Raw genomic sequence first — 16,836 nt, 5'->3', positions numbered from 1 at the left:
GTGCGGGATCGCGGGGGCGCGTGTCAAGACCGCGCGAGGAAGGGGTTTTTCGCTTGCGCCCGGGCAGGTGAAGCCCGTAACGCGGACGCCGGCAGAGGCGATCCGACGCCGGGGGAGTGTCAGCCGGCGTAGTAGCCCAGTTGCGCCGAAAGTTCTTTCGCCGCTTCGGTCATCGGCCGCACGATCTGCTTGATCCGCTGCTTCGACAGCCGGTACGACGGCCCCGACGCGCTCATCGCCGCCACGACCTCGCCGCCCGGGCCGTGGATCGGCACCGCGACGGCGTGCATGCCGAGCTCCAGCTCCTCGAAGCAGGCCGCGTAGCCGTCCTCGGCCACGCGTTCGACTTCCGACTCGAGCTCCTCGGGGTCCACGGTCGTGCGCGGCGTGTACTGCTCGAGGCCGTGGCCGAGCACGCGCTTGCGGTCGGCCTCGCCCATCGCGGCCAGCAGCACCTTGCCGCTGGAGGTCGCGTGCAGCGGCGTGCGCTGCCCGGTCCAGTTCTGCGTGGTGATGGCGGCCGAGCCGCGGGCCTGGCTGATGTTGATGGCCACGCCGTCGTCGGCGATCGCGATGTTCACGGTCTCGCCCAGCTCCTCGGCCAGCGCCTGGCAGGTCTGGCGGCCGAGCTTCGCGAGGTCCATGCGGCCGGTCGCCGCGCCGGCGAGGCGGACGATGCCGAACCCGATCGCGTACTTCCCGCGCTCGCCCAGCTGCTCGACAAGGCCGTGCTGTTCCAGGACACTCAGCAGCCGGGACGCCGTCGACTTGTGTACCCCGAGCTCACCGGCGATCTCCGTGATCCCCGACTCCCCGTTGCGCGCGAGCAGTTCCAGCACGTTGATCGCGCGGTCGACCGACTGAACTTGGCTTCCCGTTGCGTTGCCCGAGTCCTGGTTCCGCATAGCGCAACACTAACGGCTGGGCGGCGATCTGTTCGGCTGAGCGGGCGAATCCCTTGACGGCGGGGGCCGGCGGGCCGCACTGTTGCGCACAGTGCACATCAACGCGCCATGCGCAACATTCACTCACCGCTCCCGGTTCCCGTGACCCGTTTCCCGGAGGCTTCCCGATGATCCGTGCCTGCGCCGTCGCCGACCTGCCCGAGGGCGAGTCCCTCCGCATCGACGGCCCGACCCCGATCGCCGTTTTCCACGCCGCCACCGGCTTCTACGCGATCGACGACACCTGCACCCACCAGGACGCCTCGCTCGCCGACGGCTGGCTCGAAGGCTGCTTCGTGGAGTGCCCGCTGCACGCGGCCCAGTTCGACCTGCGCACCGGCGCGCCGACGTGCCTGCCCGCGAAGGACCCCGTCCGCACCTACTCCGTGGTGGTCACCGACGGTGTGGTGTTCGTCGACGCGCCGGTGCCGGCCGTCCTCGGCGAGGGTGTCGCGTAGCTCTTCCCACCCGAGGCCCGTGGGGGTTCCCGAGCGCCTGCCCGGGAGCCTTCACGGGCCGTCCAACGCCTGCTCCGGCACGCCCGGATGGAGCAACCCGGGCTCGCGATCTTGATCTTTCTGGTGGTCAAACGCGCGGGTCGTGCTCGACGGCGGCGCAAGTAGTGCGAACATGTGCTCATGAAGGCACGTGTCTTGGTGGTCGACGACGACCCCGCGCTGGCGGAGATGCTCACCATCGTGCTCCGCGGCGAGGGGTTCGACACCGCGGTGGTCGCGGACGGTTCGCGCGCGCTGCCGGCGCTGCGCGAGCTCAAACCGGACCTGGTCCTGCTGGACCTGATGCTGCCCGGCATGAACGGCATCGACGTCTGCAAGGCGATCCGCGCCGAGTCCGGTGTGCCGATCGTGATGCTGACCGCCAAGAGCGACACCGTCGACATAGTGCTGGGCCTGGAGTCCGGTGCCGACGACTACGTGGTCAAGCCGTTCAAGCCGAAGGAGCTCGTCGCCCGGGTGCGCGCCCGCCTGCGCCGCACCGAGGCCGAGCCCGCCGAGTCGCTGACCATCGGCGACCTGGCGATCGACGTGCCGGGCCACGAGGTCACTCGCGAGGGCAAGGCCATCCCGCTCACGCCGCTGGAGTTCGACCTGCTCGTGGCGCTGGCCCGCAAGCCGCGCCAGGTCTTCACCCGCGAAGTGCTGCTGGAGCAGGTGTGGGGCTACCGCCACGCGGCGGACACGCGGCTGGTCAACGTGCACGTCCAGCGTCTGCGTTCGAAGGTCGAGAAGGACCCGGAGCACCCTGAGGTGGTGTTGACGGTGCGCGGCGTCGGTTACAAGGCCGGCCCGCCGTGATGGCCCGATGACGGCTTCCGCGGCAGCCGGCCCACCCGCCGGGACGAAGAGTCACCCGAAGGTGGGACGGCCGACCGCTTTCGCCCGAGCCACGGTGCGCCTCGTCCGGCGCCTCGTGGTCTTGGCGCGCCGCCGGGTGGTGGCGTTCAACGAGCTGTGGCGCCACTCGCTGCAGTTCCGCGTGACGATCTCGACGCTCGCGCTGTCGGCCGCCGTGGTTTTCGTGCTGGGCATGGTGCTGCAGAACCAGATAACCGAGCGCCTGCTCGACACCAAACGCAAGGCCGCAGTCGAGCAGACGCAGGCGCTGGCGGACACCGCGGCGCGTGAACTGGTGGGCGTCGGCGGCGAGTCGCCGGACGCGCTGCACACCCGGCTTGAGAACGCGTTGAAAAAGATCTCCACGACTTCGGCGTCGCCCACGGGGTCCACGGCGGGCACGTTCGAGCCGGTGCTCGCGAGCGTCGGACGCGACCAGTCCGACGCCGACCCGGTGTTCGTGGGGCCGTTCACGTCGGTGCCGGTGCGGCTGCGCCAGTTCGTGGAGGGCGACAACCTCGCGCGCGTCGAGCACACCGTCTCCGAGAACGGCGCGACGACCACGTACCTCATCGTGGGCACGCCGCTGAGCTCGGTGGCGAGCCCGCTGCAGCTGTACTTGCTGTTCCCGCTGACCAGCGAGCAGAACACCGTGTCGACCGTGCAGAACACGCTGCTCGTCGGCGGGCTCGTGCTGCTGCTGTTGCTGGCCGGCATCACGAACCTGGTGGTCCGGCAGGTGGTGCGGCCCGTCCGCCAGGCCGCCGCGGCGGCCGAGCAGTTCGCGGGCGGGGACCTGGAGCAGCGCCTCGCCGTGGTCGGGGAAGACGACCTGGCGAAGCTCGCCGTGTCGTACAACGGCATGGCCGCGAGCATCCAGCGCCAGATCCGCCAGCTCGAGGAGTTCGGCGGGCTGCAGCGCCGGTTCACCTCCGACGTCTCCCACGAGCTGCGCACCCCGCTCACCACGGTCCGCATGGCCGCCGACGTGCTGCACGCGTCTCGCGAGCAGTTCCCCGCCGGCCTCGCGCGGTCCACGGAGCTGCTGGTCGACGAGCTCGACCGGTTCGAGGCGCTGCTCGGCGACCTGCTGGAGATCAGCCGCCTCGACGCGGGCGTCGAAGAACTGTCGGCCGAGTACATCGACGTGCGGCCGATCGCGACGCGCGCCGTCGAGCAGGTGCGCGTGATCGCCGGGACCGCGGGCAGCTCCGTCGAGCTGATCCTGCCCGAGGAGGACGCCTCCGCCGAGGTCGACGCCCGGCGCGTGGAGCGGATCCTGCGCAACCTGCTGGGCAACGCCGTCGACCACAGCGAAGGCAAACCCGTGCAGCTCACCGTCGCCGTGAACGAGACGGCGGTGGCCATCACCGTGCGCGACCACGGCGTGGGCCTGCGCACTGGCGAGGCCGACCTGGTGTTCAACCGGTTCTGGCGCGCCGACCCGTCGCGCAACCGGCGCACCGGCGGCACCGGCCTCGGCCTGGCGATCAGCCAGGAGGACGCGCGGCTGCACGGCGGCGTCCTCGACGCGTGGGGCGAGCTCGGCCAGGGCGCCTGCTTCCGGCTCTTGCTCCCGCGCCACCAGAACGTGCCGATCGAGGAGAACCCGCTGCGCCTGCCGCCACCCGACGCCACGGCGGAGATCACGCTGTCGCCGTCGTCGGTGCTCGAGGTGCAGCCGGCACCCGACGCGATCCTCGCCGACCGTGATCCCGAACGCGACGCCGACCGCGAGGAGGTCGGCCGGTGAGGCGTGTTTTCGCCGTGCTGGCGTGCTTGTTGCTGCTCGCCGGCTGCGCCAACGTGCCGCTGGAGTCGCAGCCGCTGGTCGTGTCCGTGGACTCGACGCCGCCGCTGGCCAACGACGCGCCCGAGCCGGAGCACGGCCTCGCCCCGCTCGACATCGTGCGGGAGTTCATCCGCAACAACGGCGACCCCCGGTCCAACAACGCGGCCGCGCGCGCGTACCTCGACGACCAGCAGCGCAGCGCGTGGAAACCCGGCCGGGCGATCACGATCATCGACAACACGTTCAGCACCGTCTACGAGACACCGCCTCCGTCGCCGTCCACGACGACGCCGCCGGACCCGAACGTGCGCAACGTGGGCCTGCGCGGGTTCACCCTCGGCACGCTGAGCGCCGACAGCGCGTTCATCCCCGGCTCCGGCCCGGCCGAGCAGACGATCCAGGTGCGCAAGCAGCCGAACGGAGAGTGGCGGATCTCCAGCGCGCCGCCCACGCTGCTGGTGACCGACGACGACTTCGAGGCGAACTACAACCGCGTCGCCGTGAGCTTCTACTCGCCCGACTCCGGCGCCTTCGTGCCCGACCTGCGCTATGTGCCCGCGAAACCGCAGTCGGGCCTGCCCGGGCGCGTGATGGACCTGATCCTTCAGGGACCGTCGGCCGGGCTGGCCGGAGCCGTGAAGAACCTGCTGGGCGACCAGGTCACGCTCGACACCAACGTCAAGAACAGCGACGACGGCTCACTGCTCGTGCAGCTCTCGGGGCTCACGGGGGCGAGTCCGGAGACGAGAACGCTGATCGCGGCGCAGATCATGCTGTCGATGCAGGCCGTCACGTCCACCCGCGTCCGGCTGCTCGCCGACGGCCAGCCGCTCGTGCGCGGCCACGAGTACTGGCGCAGCAGCGACGTGCCCTCCTACAGCGCGGCCACGTCGCCGAGCGCCGACCTGCTGGGCATGATGACAGTCGACGGGCGCATCCGCTCGCTCGGCGACGGCGCGCCCATCGCGGGGCCGGCGGGCAACGGCGGGTACGCCGTGGTCAGCGCCGCGCAGTCGATCGACGGCAAGCGGCTCGCCGTGGTGGAGCGCAACGGCGACCGCGTTCAGCTGCGCGTCGGCGACCTGGGCCGCGACCTTCCGCTGGTGGACCTCTCCGGCGGTTCGCTGAGCCGCCCGACCTGGCGGCCGGCGCCGAGTGAGGCCGGTCCGTCGGGCGAGGTGTGGACCGTGGTGGACCACTCGATCGTCGCCCGCATGGTCCTCGACCCGACCGGCCACTGGCTGCGCCAGAGCGTGAACGCCAACGACCTGCTCGCCCTCGGCTCCGACATCGACGCCCTGCGCCTCTCGCGAGACGGTGCCCGCGTGGCGGCGATCGTCAACGGCCAGCTCGTGGTCGCGGCGGTCGTGCGCAACGGCGACACCGTGACGCTGCGGGAGCCGCGCGTGCTCCAGCCGGGTGACCTGTCGGACGTCGTGGACCTCGACTGGGGTTCGACGGCCGACTCGCTGGTGGTCGTCACGTCGTCCAGTTCGCAGCCCGTGCAGCGCGTTTCCGTGGACGGGCGCCGGATGGACGCGTTCAACGGCTCGAACCTGACCGCGCCGGTCACGGCCGTCACGGCGGCGCCCAACCGGCCCATCGTGGTGGCTGACCCGGGCGGGCTGTGGAACGCCACCGAACTGGGTGAGGTCTGGCGGCCCCAGGCCCACACGATGCTGCACGCGTCGCCGTTCTACCCGGGCTGACGAGGGTTTCTCGCCCGTTTTCGATCGGCGCGGGCTCGAGGCGCCGAAACTGTCGGTGCCCGGGTGCACACTGCGAGTCATGGTTCTCGATCTGCTCGTCCCGGCCCGGTGCGCCGGCTGTGGTGCCCGCGGTGTCCCGTGCTGCGCGGAGTGTTCGCGGGTGTGGGGGTCACTCACGGAGGTGGTCCGCGCGCCGCTGACCGGTCTCGCGCCGGCGTACGCGCTGGCCCGCTACCAGGGCGTGGCCAAGCGCGTCCTGATCGCCTACAAGGAGCGTGGCCGTCGTGATGTCGCGCCGGCACTCGGTCGGGTGCTGGCGTCCGCGCTGGCGGCATTGCCGCGGGCCGGTGTGCCCCGCGCCGGGCCGCGCTGTGAGGGACACTCACTCGGTGGACCTTCGTTCGGTGAACCGGGCGTCGTCGGGTCTTCGCGCGGCGGTCCGCGGCTCGAAAAGCCCGTGGCCGCCGGGGGTTCCGCGGTCGCCGGCGATCTCATGTTCGCCGGGCATTCCGCCGCCGCCGGGGATTCCGCGCGCGCCGGGCCGTGGTGTCTCGTCCCGGCACCGAGCCGTCGCTCGGCTTCACGCCTCCGTGGTGGTCCGCACGTGCAGCGCCTTGCCGAGGCGGCCGCGCGCTGTCTCGCCCGGACGGGCGCCGAGGCCTTCGTCGCGCCCGCTCTCGAGTTGAAGGGCGCCCGTGACGCCGTGGGTCTCAGCCGGGCGGAGCGCGTCGCCAACCTGGCCGGGCGGCTGCGGTTCGTGCCCGCGGGCCGGCCTCCGCCGGGCAGCCGGGTCGTGGTGCTCGACGACGTGATCACCACGGGTGCCACGGCGGTCGCGTGCGTACGAGCACTCACCGACGCCGGGGTCGCCGTGTCGGCTGTGGTCGCGTTGCTCGCCGCAGGGTGAGCAGACGTCACCTACACGAGTGATGTCAAGAGGGAACGCGACGCGACGGCGGGCCGTTGTCGGGACATGAGGGTCAGGCTCGGAATCACGCGGGCGGCCGAACACCCCACCGGGGTGGCGGCTGCGGCGCACAGGGCCGTGACTCTCGGCTTCCGGGCTCCCGCACCGTTGCGCCGTAAGCGTGAAAACGCAGTGATCGCGTTCGGCCGTCAGGGGCGGGATTTCGGGCTGCACACGGGGGTTTCGCTGCGCGCCGTAATGGGTTCCCGAATCGTGACATCCCCCGGCCCGGGGGCTGTTGCGAGCGGCGTGATGAAGCTAACGTGCTCCGCTATCAGCAATCCCCGCAGGCAGGGAGGTGTGCAGCCCATGTCCCTGGCGCCGGAGGCGCGCTGAGTCCGCGCTCGAGCATCCGCCACGAGACGTCGTGACCGGCCATCGAGTTCTTCTCAGCCCACCAGATCCGGGCTCCGTCCCCGCAGTACCGGCGCCGTGTGAACACACAACAGCTCGCAGTCATCTCAGCGAGGGAGGTCGTGTATGGACATCGTCGTAAAGGGCCGCAACGTGGAGGTGCCCGACCACTACCGGGCACTCGTCAGCGAAAAGCTGGCCCGTCTTGAGCGCTACGACAAGAAGGTCATCCGGTACGACGTGGAGTTGTTCCACGAGCCGAACCGCCGGCAGGCGAAGAGCTGCCAGCGCGTCGAGATCACCGGGAAGGGCCGCGGTCCGGCCGTGCGCGCCGAAGCGTGCGCCGCGGACTTCTACGCAGCGCTCGATTCCGCCGTCACGAAGCTGGAGAACCGGCTGAGGCGGACACACGACCGGAGGCGCGTGCACTACGGGCGCAGCCGCCCGGAGTCGGTCGCCGAGGCGACCTCGATGGCGATGGCCGGCGGATCGCCGGACGCCGTCGCCCGTCCCACCGCGAGCACGGCGGTGCTGGAGGCACCCGCCGCGGACACGGCCGAACCGATCACCGAAGGTTTCGCGGCCGTCAGCTCCGGTGAGATCACCCTGCCCCAGCAGAAACGCTGGGAAGACGAAGATCTGGGCTACCAGCCCGGCCGCGTCGTCCGCGAGAAGAAGCACAACGCGGACCCCATGTCGGTGGACCAGGCTCTCTACGAGATGGAGCTGGTCGGCCACGACTTCTACCTGTTCAACGACTCCGAGTCCGGGCGGCCGAGTGTCGTGTACCGGCGGAAGGGTTTCGACTACGGCGTGATCCGGCTCGGCGGCTGAGCCCGTCGACCCGGCGTGGCCGGGGGGAGCCGGCCGGCGCCACGGGTGGCCCGCACGCGAGCGCGTGCGGGCCACCCGCGTCCCGGGAGTAGGGTGCGAAGGGGCCTCTCGTGACCTTCTGCGAGCACGTGCGTGCGCGGACCACTGTGTGTTCCCTACGATGTGGTGAGACGGCGGCGCCGCACTACGAGTGCGCGCCGTGCCCACAAGCCCGGGACCGGCTCGGGTGCGATCATGATCAGCTAGTGAGGTCGACCGGATGGTGCTGAACCGCCTGCTCCGCGCGGGTGAGGGCAAGATGGTGAAGCGGCTGCGCAACATCGCCGATCACATCAACACCCTCGAAGACGACGTGAAGGACCTGTCGGACGCCGAACTGCAGGCGAAGACCGGCGAGTTCAAAGAGCGGTACGGCAAGGGCGAGACGCTCGACGAGCTGCTCCCGGAGGCCTTCGCGGTCGCCCGCGAAGCCGCCAAGCGGGTGCTCGGCCAGCGGCCCTACGACGTGCAGATCATGGGCGGTGCCGCACTGCACCTCGGGCAGGTCGCCGAGATGAAGACCGGTGAGGGCAAGACCCTCACCTGCGTGCTCCCGGCGTACCTCAACGGGCTGTCCGGCAAGGGCGTGCACGTCGTCACCACCAACGACTACCTCGCCAAGCGCGACGCGGAGTGGATGGGCCGCATCCACCGCTTCCTCGGGCTCGAGGTCGGCGTGATCCTCGCCGAGCAGGACCCGCAGGAGCGCCGCCGGCACTACGAGGCCGACGTCACCTACGGCACGAACAACGAGTTCGGCTTCGACTACCTGCGCGACAACATGACGTGGTCGCTCGACGAGTGCGTGCAGCGCGGGCACAACTACGCGATCGTGGACGAGGTCGACTCGATCCTCATCGACGAAGCGCGCACGCCGCTGATCATCTCGGGCCCGGCGGACCAGTCGTCGCGGTGGTACATGGAGTTCGCCCGCCTCGCGCCGCTGATGCAGGGCATCGACACCACCACGATGGGCTCGCGCGAGCGCGTCGAGAAGGCCAACCTGATCAACTCGAAGTACCACTACGAGATCGACGTGCGCAAGCGCACCGTGGCGGTCACCGAGAAGGGCGTGCGGTTCGTCGAGGACCAGCTCGGCATCGAGAACCTGTACGAGGCCGCAAACACGCCGCTGGTCGGCTACCTCAACAACGCGTTGAAGGCCAAGGAGCTCTACAACAAGGACAAGGACTACATCGTCCGCGACGGTGAAGTCACGATCGTCGACGAGTTCACGGGCCGCATCCTGGTGGGCCGCCGCTACAACGAGGGCATGCACCAGGCGATCGAGGCCAAGGAGAAGGTCGAGATCAAGGCCGAGAACCAGACGCTCGCCACGATCACGCTGCAGAACTACTTCCGCCTGTACAACAAGCTCTCGGGCATGACCGGTACGGCCGAGACCGAGGCCGCGGAGTTCCACCAGACCTACAAGCTGGGTGTGGTGCCGATCCCGACCAACCGGCCGATGGTGCGCGCCGACCGCGCCGACTTGATCTACAAGACGGAGCAGGCCAAGTTCGAGGCCGTCGCCGAGGACATCGCCGAGCGGCACGAGAAGGGCCAGCCGGTGCTGGTCGGCACCACGAGCGTCGAGAAGTCCGAGCACCTCTCGAAGCTGCTGCTGAAGCTGGGCGTGCCCCACGAGGTGCTGAACGCGAAGTACCACGGCCGGGAGGCGCTGATCGTCGCGCGCGCCGGCAAGCTGGGCGCGGTCACGGTCGCCACGAACATGGCCGGCCGCGGTACCGACATCGTGCTGGGCGGCAACCCGGACATCATCGCCGACCAGGAGCTGCGCGAGCAGGGCCTGGACCCGGTCGAGAACTCCGAGGAGTACGAGGCCGCGTGGCCGAAGGTGCTCGAGGAGATCAAGGCCGGCGCCAAGGAAGAGGCCGAGCAGGTCCGCGACGCGGGCGGCCTCTACGTGCTGGGCACCGAGCGCCACGAGTCCCGCCGCATCGACAACCAGCTGCGCGGCCGTTCCGGCCGTCAGGGCGACCCGGGCGAGTCGCGGTTCTACCTGTCGCTGGGCGACGACCTCATGCGCCGGTTCAACGCCGTGATGGTGGAGCGCGTGATGACCACGATGCGCCTGCCCGACGACGTGCCGATCGAGCACAAGATGGTCTCCAAGGCCATCAAGAGCGCGCAGACGCAGGTCGAGCAGCTCAACATGGAGACGCGCAAGAACGTCCTCAAGTACGACGAGGTCATGAACGAGCAGCGCAAGGTGATCTACGCCGAGCGCCACCGCGTGCTCGAGGGCGAGGACCTGCGTGAGCAGATCGAGCACATGACCATCGACGTGGTCGGCGCGTACGTCGACGGCGCCACTTCCGAGGGCTACGCCGAGGACTGGGACCACGAGCAGCTGTGGACCGCCCTCAAGACGCTCTACCCCGTCGGCCTGAACTGGGACGACCTGGTGGAGGAAGGCGACCTCGACGCCGAGGGCCTGCGCCAGGCGCTGGTCGACGACGCCATCGACGCGTACAACAAGCGCGAGGCGGAGATCGACGAGCTGGTGGGCGAGGAGGGCGCGATGCGCCGCCTCGAGCGCCAGGTGATGCTGACCGTGTTGGACCGCAAGTGGCGCGAGCACCTCTACGAGATGGACTACCTCAAGGAGGGCATCGGCATGCGGGCGCTCGCTCAGCGCGACCCGCTGATCGAGTACCAGCGCGAGGGCTTCGACATGTTCCGCGCGATGCTCGACTCGCTGAAGGAGGAGGCCGTCGGCTTCCTGTTCAACCTCCAGGTCGAACGCAGCGAGCCGGAACCCGCGCCGCAGCTGGACCCGTCGGCGCTGCCCGCGGGCGTCACCTCGGCCACCGCCGCCGCGGCCGCCTCCTTCGGCAACGACAGCGGCCGCCACTCGCGCCCGACCCCGCCCCAGCCGCCCACGACCGACACCGAGTCGGTCCCGTCGGCCTTGCGCGGCAAGGGCGTCGGCGGCGGCGTCCAATCCGGACTGACCATGTCCGGCCCCGCCGAGGGCGGCGGCGTGGAGTCCCATTCGGACAGTGCCGACTCCGACAGCGCCGGCGCGGGCAACACCCGCCGCGAACGCCGCGCCGCCGAGCGCGCACAGGCGAAGAAGGGCAAGAAGGGCCCGCGTCGCTGACGCAGGTTTCGAAAGGGCGGGCCGCATTCGCGCGGTCCGCCCTTTTCGTGTGCTGTGCCGGGCCGCGTTCGGGCGACGCCAGGGGACGGTCTGGTCGCGGGCGGCACGCGGTGTGACCGCAGGCCAGTGCCGCCGGCGCGGCTTTCTCGTGCTGAGGCCGGTGTTCGCGCCTGGTGTGGCTGGTGCCGCGCCGTGTTCGGCCGGCGCCGAGGCAGCTTGTGGGCGCCGGCGGCGTGGTCAAGCGCGCGTCGCGGGGTTCGCCTCGCCTTCACGTGACGCAAACGGGGTTCGCGCATAACGTGGTCGATGGTGGTGCCGTCGAGGGGGAGAGCTGTGGCTGACCTGGAAACCTTCACGCAGATGTTCGCGCCCGAGCACAAGGCGGATCCGTACCCGCTGTACCGCAAGTGGCGCGAGGCCGAGCCCGTCGCCGAGATCGCGCCGGGGTTCCTCGTGGTGAGCGCGCTGGCGGAGGCGACGGATGTCGTGCGCGATCCCGCGTTCGGGCACCCGCGGCCCGAGGTTCTCGACCCGGCCACGCTGCACCCGGACGACCTGGTCGACGCCGAGGGCCGCCCGGTGGTGTCGTTCCTCGGGCTCAACCCGCCGGACCACACGCGCCTGCGCCGGCTCGTGTCGAAGGCGTTCACGCCGCGGATGGTCGAGCGCCTGCGCCCGCGGGTCGAGGACATCACGGCGCGCCTGATCTCCGACCTGATCGAAGCCGGTTCGGCCGATCTGATGACCGCGCTCGCCGCACCGCTGCCGGTCGAGGTGATCAGCGAGATGCTCGGCGTCCCGACGGCCGACCGTTCACGCTTCGCCGAGTGGTCGCACGCGCTGGCCCGCGCGCTCGACCCCTCGTTCCTCGTTGCCGACGCGGTACTCGAGGAAGCGGGCGAAGCCGGCCGCGAGTTCAACGCCTATTTCCGCGAGCTGGCCGCGGAACGCCGCCGCAAACCCGGCGAGGACCTCCTGTCGGACCTCGTCGCCGTCACCGACCAGGGCGACAAGCTCACCGAAGCCGAGCTGCTGGTCACGCTCACCCTCCTGCTCGTCGCCGGCCACGAGACCACCACCAACCTCATCGGCAACGGCGTCCTCGCCCTCCTCGGCACCGAAGCCGGCCTCCGCGCCCTGGGTGACGACGGCGCCCTCGCGCCCAACGCCGTCGAAGAAGTCCTGCGCCACGACTCCCCGGTGCAGCTCACCAGCCGCGTCGCGCTGCAGCCCACGCGCGTCGGCACCACCGACGTCGCCCCCGGCGCCCAGGCCATCGTCCTCATCGGCGCCGCCAACCGCGACCCCGCCACCCACCCGGACCCGGACACCTTCGACCCCACTCGCGAGCCCTCCCGCCACCTCGCCTTCGGCCAGGGCATCCACTTCTGCCTCGGCTCGCCTCTGGCCCGCCTCGAAGGCCAGACCGCCCTGCGCGAACTCGCCGTCCGCACGCCCACCCTCCACCTGGCCGGCCCCCCGACCTGGAACCCGACCATCACCATGCGCGGCCTGTCACACCTCCCGGTGGCGCTCGGCTGACGCCCGCGAGGTCTTACGCGGCGAACCGAGCGGCCGGCGCCGAGAACCGGCGACCTGGCCCGACCGCCGACCCGTCGTGAAAGCCCGCGCCTAAGAAGCGGCGCTGACCGGGCCGGTCGCCATTCCGCGACAGGCTCCTCGCGAAACGGAGAACCTCGTCGGCGACCTGACGCCGTGACCTGCTGTTTGGGACACCCGTCCCATCAAGCAGCCGACGGGCGCACCGGTACGGCACGCGCCGGACCCAGGCGCGGGGCCAGCAAGTGGAACCGCGTGCACACCCACCCCGTCCGCGTGCGTTCGAAGCGGGCCGCCAAGGCGAGCACCCGAGGTCCGCTCCGGATGGTCGTCGCGGCTTCCAGCGCGAGGTCCGTCGGATGACACAGGTGCAGCGCGCCGATTCGGTGGCGTGCGGCAGGCAGGCGGCTGTGGGTCAGGAGCCGCGCGAACAGGGCCGGGTCCACCAGGTTCTGCACCTGCGCCGCGGCGCGGCGGCCGCCGAGGACTTCGAGGATGGCGTTGAGGCGGCCGGTCAGCTGGCGTTCGCTCGGGGGTCCCAGCAGCTGCACCACGTTGTGGCCCGCGGGTGGCAGGTCGCGCACCGGCGGGCGGTGCCGCGTGATGTGGCGGACGGGGCGGGGCCGGGTGGCGGGCTCGCTGCCCGCGAGGCCCCGGAGGCGGTGGGTCGTCATGTGTTCCTCCCCTGAAACGCGGACGATCCGCTGCAGGTAGTGGCCGGGCAAAGCCGAAACCGGGACCGTCGGTGCCTGATCCGGCGAAATCCGCGAAACCGCCCATTTCGATCTGCAAGTTGCGCTATGTCCCGCATCGCTAGGGTGAGCGCGTGCTCAAAGGCTTGCTGGTCGACTACGCCGGCGTCCTCACCGACCCCGACGCCCACCTGCTCTACGACTACCTGCGCGCCATCCGCTCCGGCGGCACGCGCACCGGGCTGGTCTCCAACGCGCCTGGCGCCACGTCGGCCGTCCGGCACGAGCTGGCCGACTACTTCGACACGCTGGTTTTCTCCGGCGAAGTCGGCGTCGCCAAACCCGACCGCGAGATCTACCTCGTGGCCGCCGAGCGCCTCGGCCTCGCCGCGGCCACCTGCGCGTTCGTGGACGACGCCGCCCGCAACGTCCGCGGCGCCGCGGAGGCGGGCATGGTCGCCATCCACCACGTCACGATGGCGGACACCCTCGAAGAGCTGGCCGCTCTCTTCAGCTAGCCCGGCGTACCAGCTCGAACGACAGCACCGCGGCCGCCGCCGAGACGTTGAGCGACTCGACGTCGCCGGGCATCGGAATCGACACCCACTCGGTCACCAGCTCGGCCACGGCCGCGCCCACGCCTTCGGTCTCCCCGCCCAGTACGAACGCCGCCCGCTGCGGCAGCGCAACGTCGAACACCGTCGACTTGCCCGACGCACTCAGCGCGTACAGGCCGTACCCCGCGTCAGTCAGCATTTCCGCCGCCTCACGCGCGCTGCCGCACCGCAGCACCGGCGCGCGGAACGCCACGCCGGCCGAAGCCTTGACCACCATCGGATCCAACGCGGCCACCCCGCGCCGCGGCACGATCACGCCTTCCAGGCCGGCGGCGGTGGCCGTGCGCAGGATCATGCCGACGTTCGCGGGCGTCGTGATGCCGTCGAGCAGCAGGGCCCGCGCGGGCGGGCGGCGGTCGTCCAGCGCGGCGGCGAGCGAGCGCATCCGCGGTGCGACGACGTCGGCCAGCACGCCCTGGTCCTGCTTGCCGTTGCCGGCCAGCACCTTCACCCGGTGCGCGCTCGCGCGCTGCACCGGCACCCCGGCGTCCCTCGCGGCGCGCTGGATCTCGGCGGCGGCCGGGCCGCGGGCGGTGTCGGCGAGGATGACCTTGTCCACCTGCAGACCGCCGTCGGCCAGCGCTTCGAGCACCGGCTTGCGCCCGTAAACGGTCAGGAACCGGTCTTTCGGAGAAACCTCCGCCTCATCACCCACGCCGGTCAGTCTCGCACTGTGTAAGGATCGGCTCATGCCCGACCGCCTGTCCGCGCTCGACGCCTCGTTCCTGTACGTCGAGGACCACGCGACCCCGATGCACGTCGGCGGCGTGGCGATCTTCGAGCGCCCGCGCAGCGGGTTCGACTACGCGCAGCTGCTCGACCTCATCGGCTCGCGCCTGCCGTTCCTGCCGCGCTACCGCCAGCGCGTGCTCGACGTCCCCGGGCACCTCGCCCGGCCCGTGTGGGTGGACGACGTCGACTTCGACCTCAACTACCACGTCCGCCGCTCCGCCCTGCCCCAGCCGGGCACCGACGAGCAGCTGTTCGACCTGGTCGCGCGCCTGATGTCGCGACGGCTCGCGCCCGAGCGCCCGCTGTGGGAGGCCTACTTCGTCGAGGGGCTGACCGGCGACCGCGTGGCGCTGGTGACCAAGACGCACCAGTCCGTTGTGGACGGTATCGGCACCATCGACCTCGGCCAGCTCATCCTCGACGACGCCCCGGCGCCGCCCGAGCCGTACGAGGACACCTGGACCCCGCGGCGCGAGCCGAGCCGCGCGCAGCTGGTGTTCGACGCCGTCAGCGAGGCCGTGCAACGCCCCGGTGAGCTCGTGGAGAACGTCCGCTCCGCCACCAACGACGCGCTGACGTCGGTCGGCAAGGTCGCCGAGACGCTGGGCGACGTGGCGTCCACGCTGCGCACGGTCGTCAACCCGGCGCCGCAGGGCCCGCTCAACGTGCGCGTGTCCGGCGGCCGGCTGTTCTCCGTGGTGCGCACGCGGCTGGAGGACTACCGCAAGATCCGCGCGGAGCACGGCGGGACCGTCAACGACGTCATCCTCACCGCGATCACCGGCGCGCTGCGCGAATGGCTCCTTTCGCGCGGGGTGAACCTCACGTCGACGGCCACCGTGCGCGCGCTGGTGCCCATGGCCGTGCGCGACAAGGACACGGCCGAGTACTCCACCCCGGCGCTGGTCGGCAACCAGGTCGCGGCCTACCTCGTCGACCTGCCGGTGGGCGAGCCGAACCCCGTGCTGCGGCTGCAGCACGTCGGCCACGCGATGACCGAGCACCTCGACTCCGGCCGTTCCGTCGCCGCGCGCGGCCTGCTGAAGGTGAGCGGCTTCGCCCCGGCGACGCTGCATTCGCTCGGCGCGCGGGCCGGCGGCTCGCTGTCGGGCCGGATCTTCAACCTCATGATCACCAACTCGCCGGGGCCGCAGGAGCCGGTGTACGCGGGTGAGGCGAAACTGATCGAGATGTTCCCCGTGATGCCGCTGATGCGCACCCAGGCGCTGGCGATCGGGGTCACGTCCTACCACGGCGGTGTCTACTTCGGACTCAACGGCGACCGCAAGGCCGCGTTCGACGTCGACCTGCTCGGCGGGATGATCGAAGAAGCGTTGGAAGAGCTGAAGGGTGCGCACTGGTGAGGGTCTACATTCCGGCGACGATCGCGATGCTCCGCGAACTCGAGTCGAACGGCGAGTTTCGCGCTCGCAGTGGGACGGCGTTCGCGTTGACGCCCGCGCTGCGGGAGGCGTATGTGAGTGGCTCTGATGAGGAGCTGGAATATGCAGCGTTGCTGGACGCTGCGCGGGCGTCGCTGCGGTTGATCAATGCCGAGGAGAAGGGCGAGCCTCGGCGGGCGGTGGTGTCCGCTGATGTGGACGGGGTGACGTTGCGGGCGGATCTTGATGCTGCTGTTGTGCGGTTGGGTGGGCCGGTTGCCCTCTCGCAGATTGCGGCGATTCATGTGGATTCCGCCGAGGCGGCGGACGCGGTTGCGGCGGCTGCGGCGGTGATCGATGCTGCGGATTTGGGGGATGAGGACGCGGAGTTTGTGCTGGGGGATGCGGAGGATCATGAGTTGGCTTGGTATGCGCCGCAGGAGTTGCCGTTTTTGTTGGAGTTGATGTAGTCCCTTTTTTTTTGGGGGGGGGGTCGAGGGTTTTAAAGAAGAAAAGAGTGTCCTCGCCGGACGGGCAGGTCTCCGAGATGGTGGGGTGGGTGGGGACGTCGCGTTCGTGGGTGGCCTGCCGCCATCTCGTCGACCTCCACAAGGGCTATCACGCCGCGTCAAGGGGGCGGGTTGGGTGGGCGGGGCGGGTGTGGGGGTGTGGAGGGTGCCCCCTTGACACGGCGTGATTGGGCTGCGCCAGGTCGACGAGATGGCGGAGAGG

At 70.8% G+C, this 16,836-nt stretch carries 13 protein-coding genes and 1 pseudogene; 11 read left to right on the top strand and 3 right to left on the bottom strand.

Annotated elements, in window-relative coordinates:
• Positions 1–119: 119 nt before the first annotated feature.
• On the bottom strand, positions 120–905 hold the full coding sequence (locus ACQPXB_RS42055; protein WP_366579740.1) for an IclR family transcriptional regulator: 786 nt from the start codon (positions 903–905) through the stop codon (positions 120–122).
• 167 nt (positions 906–1,072) lie between these two features.
• On the opposite strand from ACQPXB_RS42055, the gene ACQPXB_RS42050 reads away from it, so the two are divergent.
• The 8 genes and pseudogenes from ACQPXB_RS42050 to ACQPXB_RS42015 all read left to right on the top strand — a co-directional run bounded on the left by ACQPXB_RS42050 (position 1,073) and on the right by ACQPXB_RS42015 (position 12,663).
• On the top strand, positions 1,073–1,402 hold the full coding sequence (locus ACQPXB_RS42050) for a bifunctional 3-phenylpropionate/cinnamic acid dioxygenase ferredoxin subunit (protein ID WP_432847433.1): 330 nt from the start codon (positions 1,073–1,075) through the stop codon (positions 1,400–1,402).
• A gap of 180 nt (positions 1,403–1,582) precedes the next feature.
• A complete protein-coding gene (gene mtrA, locus ACQPXB_RS42045; RefSeq protein WP_139099890.1) occupies positions 1,583–2,260 on the top strand; it encodes an MtrAB system response regulator MtrA in 678 nt (225 codons plus the stop codon).
• Between the two features lie 61 nt (positions 2,261–2,321).
• Entirely contained in the window at positions 2,322–4,052 is a 1,731-nt protein-coding gene (gene mtrB / locus ACQPXB_RS42040; protein ID WP_432847431.1) for an MtrAB system histidine kinase MtrB, read from the top strand.
• A complete protein-coding gene (locus ACQPXB_RS42035; protein WP_432847429.1) occupies positions 4,049–5,800 on the top strand; it encodes an LpqB family beta-propeller domain-containing protein in 1,752 nt (583 codons plus the stop codon). The genes mtrB and ACQPXB_RS42035 overlap by 4 nt, the downstream gene beginning before the upstream one ends.
• Before the next feature lie 79 nt (positions 5,801–5,879).
• Positions 5,880–6,707: a ComF family protein gene (locus ACQPXB_RS42030; protein WP_432847428.1), complete on the top strand. Its 828-nt coding sequence runs from the start codon at positions 5,880–5,882 to the stop codon at positions 6,705–6,707.
• A 540-nt stretch (positions 6,708–7,247) separates the two neighbouring features.
• On the top strand, positions 7,248–7,955 hold the full coding sequence (hpf, locus tag ACQPXB_RS42025; protein ID WP_366579733.1) for a ribosome hibernation-promoting factor, HPF/YfiA family: 708 nt from the start codon (positions 7,248–7,250) through the stop codon (positions 7,953–7,955).
• A gap of 259 nt (positions 7,956–8,214) precedes the next feature.
• Positions 8,215–10,765 (top strand): annotated as a pseudogene (gene secA / locus ACQPXB_RS42020) (preprotein translocase subunit SecA); the annotation flags it as partial.
• Between the two features lie 689 nt (positions 10,766–11,454).
• On the top strand, positions 11,455–12,663 hold the full coding sequence (locus tag ACQPXB_RS42015) for a cytochrome P450 (RefSeq protein WP_432847426.1): 1,209 nt from the start codon (positions 11,455–11,457) through the stop codon (positions 12,661–12,663).
• Positions 12,664–12,866: 203 nt separating this feature from the next.
• On the opposite strand, the gene ACQPXB_RS42010 is transcribed toward ACQPXB_RS42015, so the two are convergent.
• Entirely contained in the window at positions 12,867–13,355 is a 489-nt protein-coding gene (locus tag ACQPXB_RS42010; RefSeq protein WP_432847424.1) for an Rv3235 family protein, read from the bottom strand.
• 152 nt (positions 13,356–13,507) lie between these two features.
• Here ACQPXB_RS42010 and ACQPXB_RS42005 point away from each other — a divergent pair, with 152 nt between their 5' ends.
• Positions 13,508–13,891, top strand: coding sequence for an HAD-IA family hydrolase (locus ACQPXB_RS42005; RefSeq protein ID WP_432847422.1), 384 nt, complete (start codon positions 13,508–13,510; stop codon positions 13,889–13,891).
• Here ACQPXB_RS42005 and ACQPXB_RS42000 read toward each other — a convergent pair.
• Entirely contained in the window at positions 13,884–14,645 is a 762-nt protein-coding gene (locus tag ACQPXB_RS42000; RefSeq protein WP_432847420.1) for a TrmH family RNA methyltransferase, read from the bottom strand. The two genes, ACQPXB_RS42005 and ACQPXB_RS42000, sit on opposite strands and share 8 nt — an antisense overlap.
• A gap of 34 nt (positions 14,646–14,679) precedes the next feature.
• Here ACQPXB_RS42000 and ACQPXB_RS41995 point away from each other — a divergent pair, with 34 nt between their 5' ends.
• A complete protein-coding gene (locus ACQPXB_RS41995; RefSeq protein WP_386954737.1) occupies positions 14,680–16,086 on the top strand; it encodes a WS/DGAT/MGAT family O-acyltransferase in 1,407 nt (468 codons plus the stop codon).
• Positions 16,083–16,574 carry a DUF6912 family protein gene (locus ACQPXB_RS41990; RefSeq protein ID WP_366579722.1) on the top strand — a complete coding sequence of 164 codons (492 nt, stop codon included), beginning with the start codon at positions 16,083–16,085 and terminating at the stop codon, positions 16,572–16,574. Before ACQPXB_RS41995 ends, ACQPXB_RS41990 begins: the two co-directional genes overlap by 4 nt.
• Positions 16,575–16,836: the final 262 nt, after the last annotated feature.

Source organism: Amycolatopsis sp. CA-161197, from assembly GCF_050942255.1.
Taxonomy (GTDB): Bacteria; Actinomycetota; Actinomycetes; order Mycobacteriales; family Pseudonocardiaceae; genus Amycolatopsis.
Note: the sequence above shows the minus strand (reverse complement) of the source record. Positions and strands in the feature narration are given on the sequence as shown.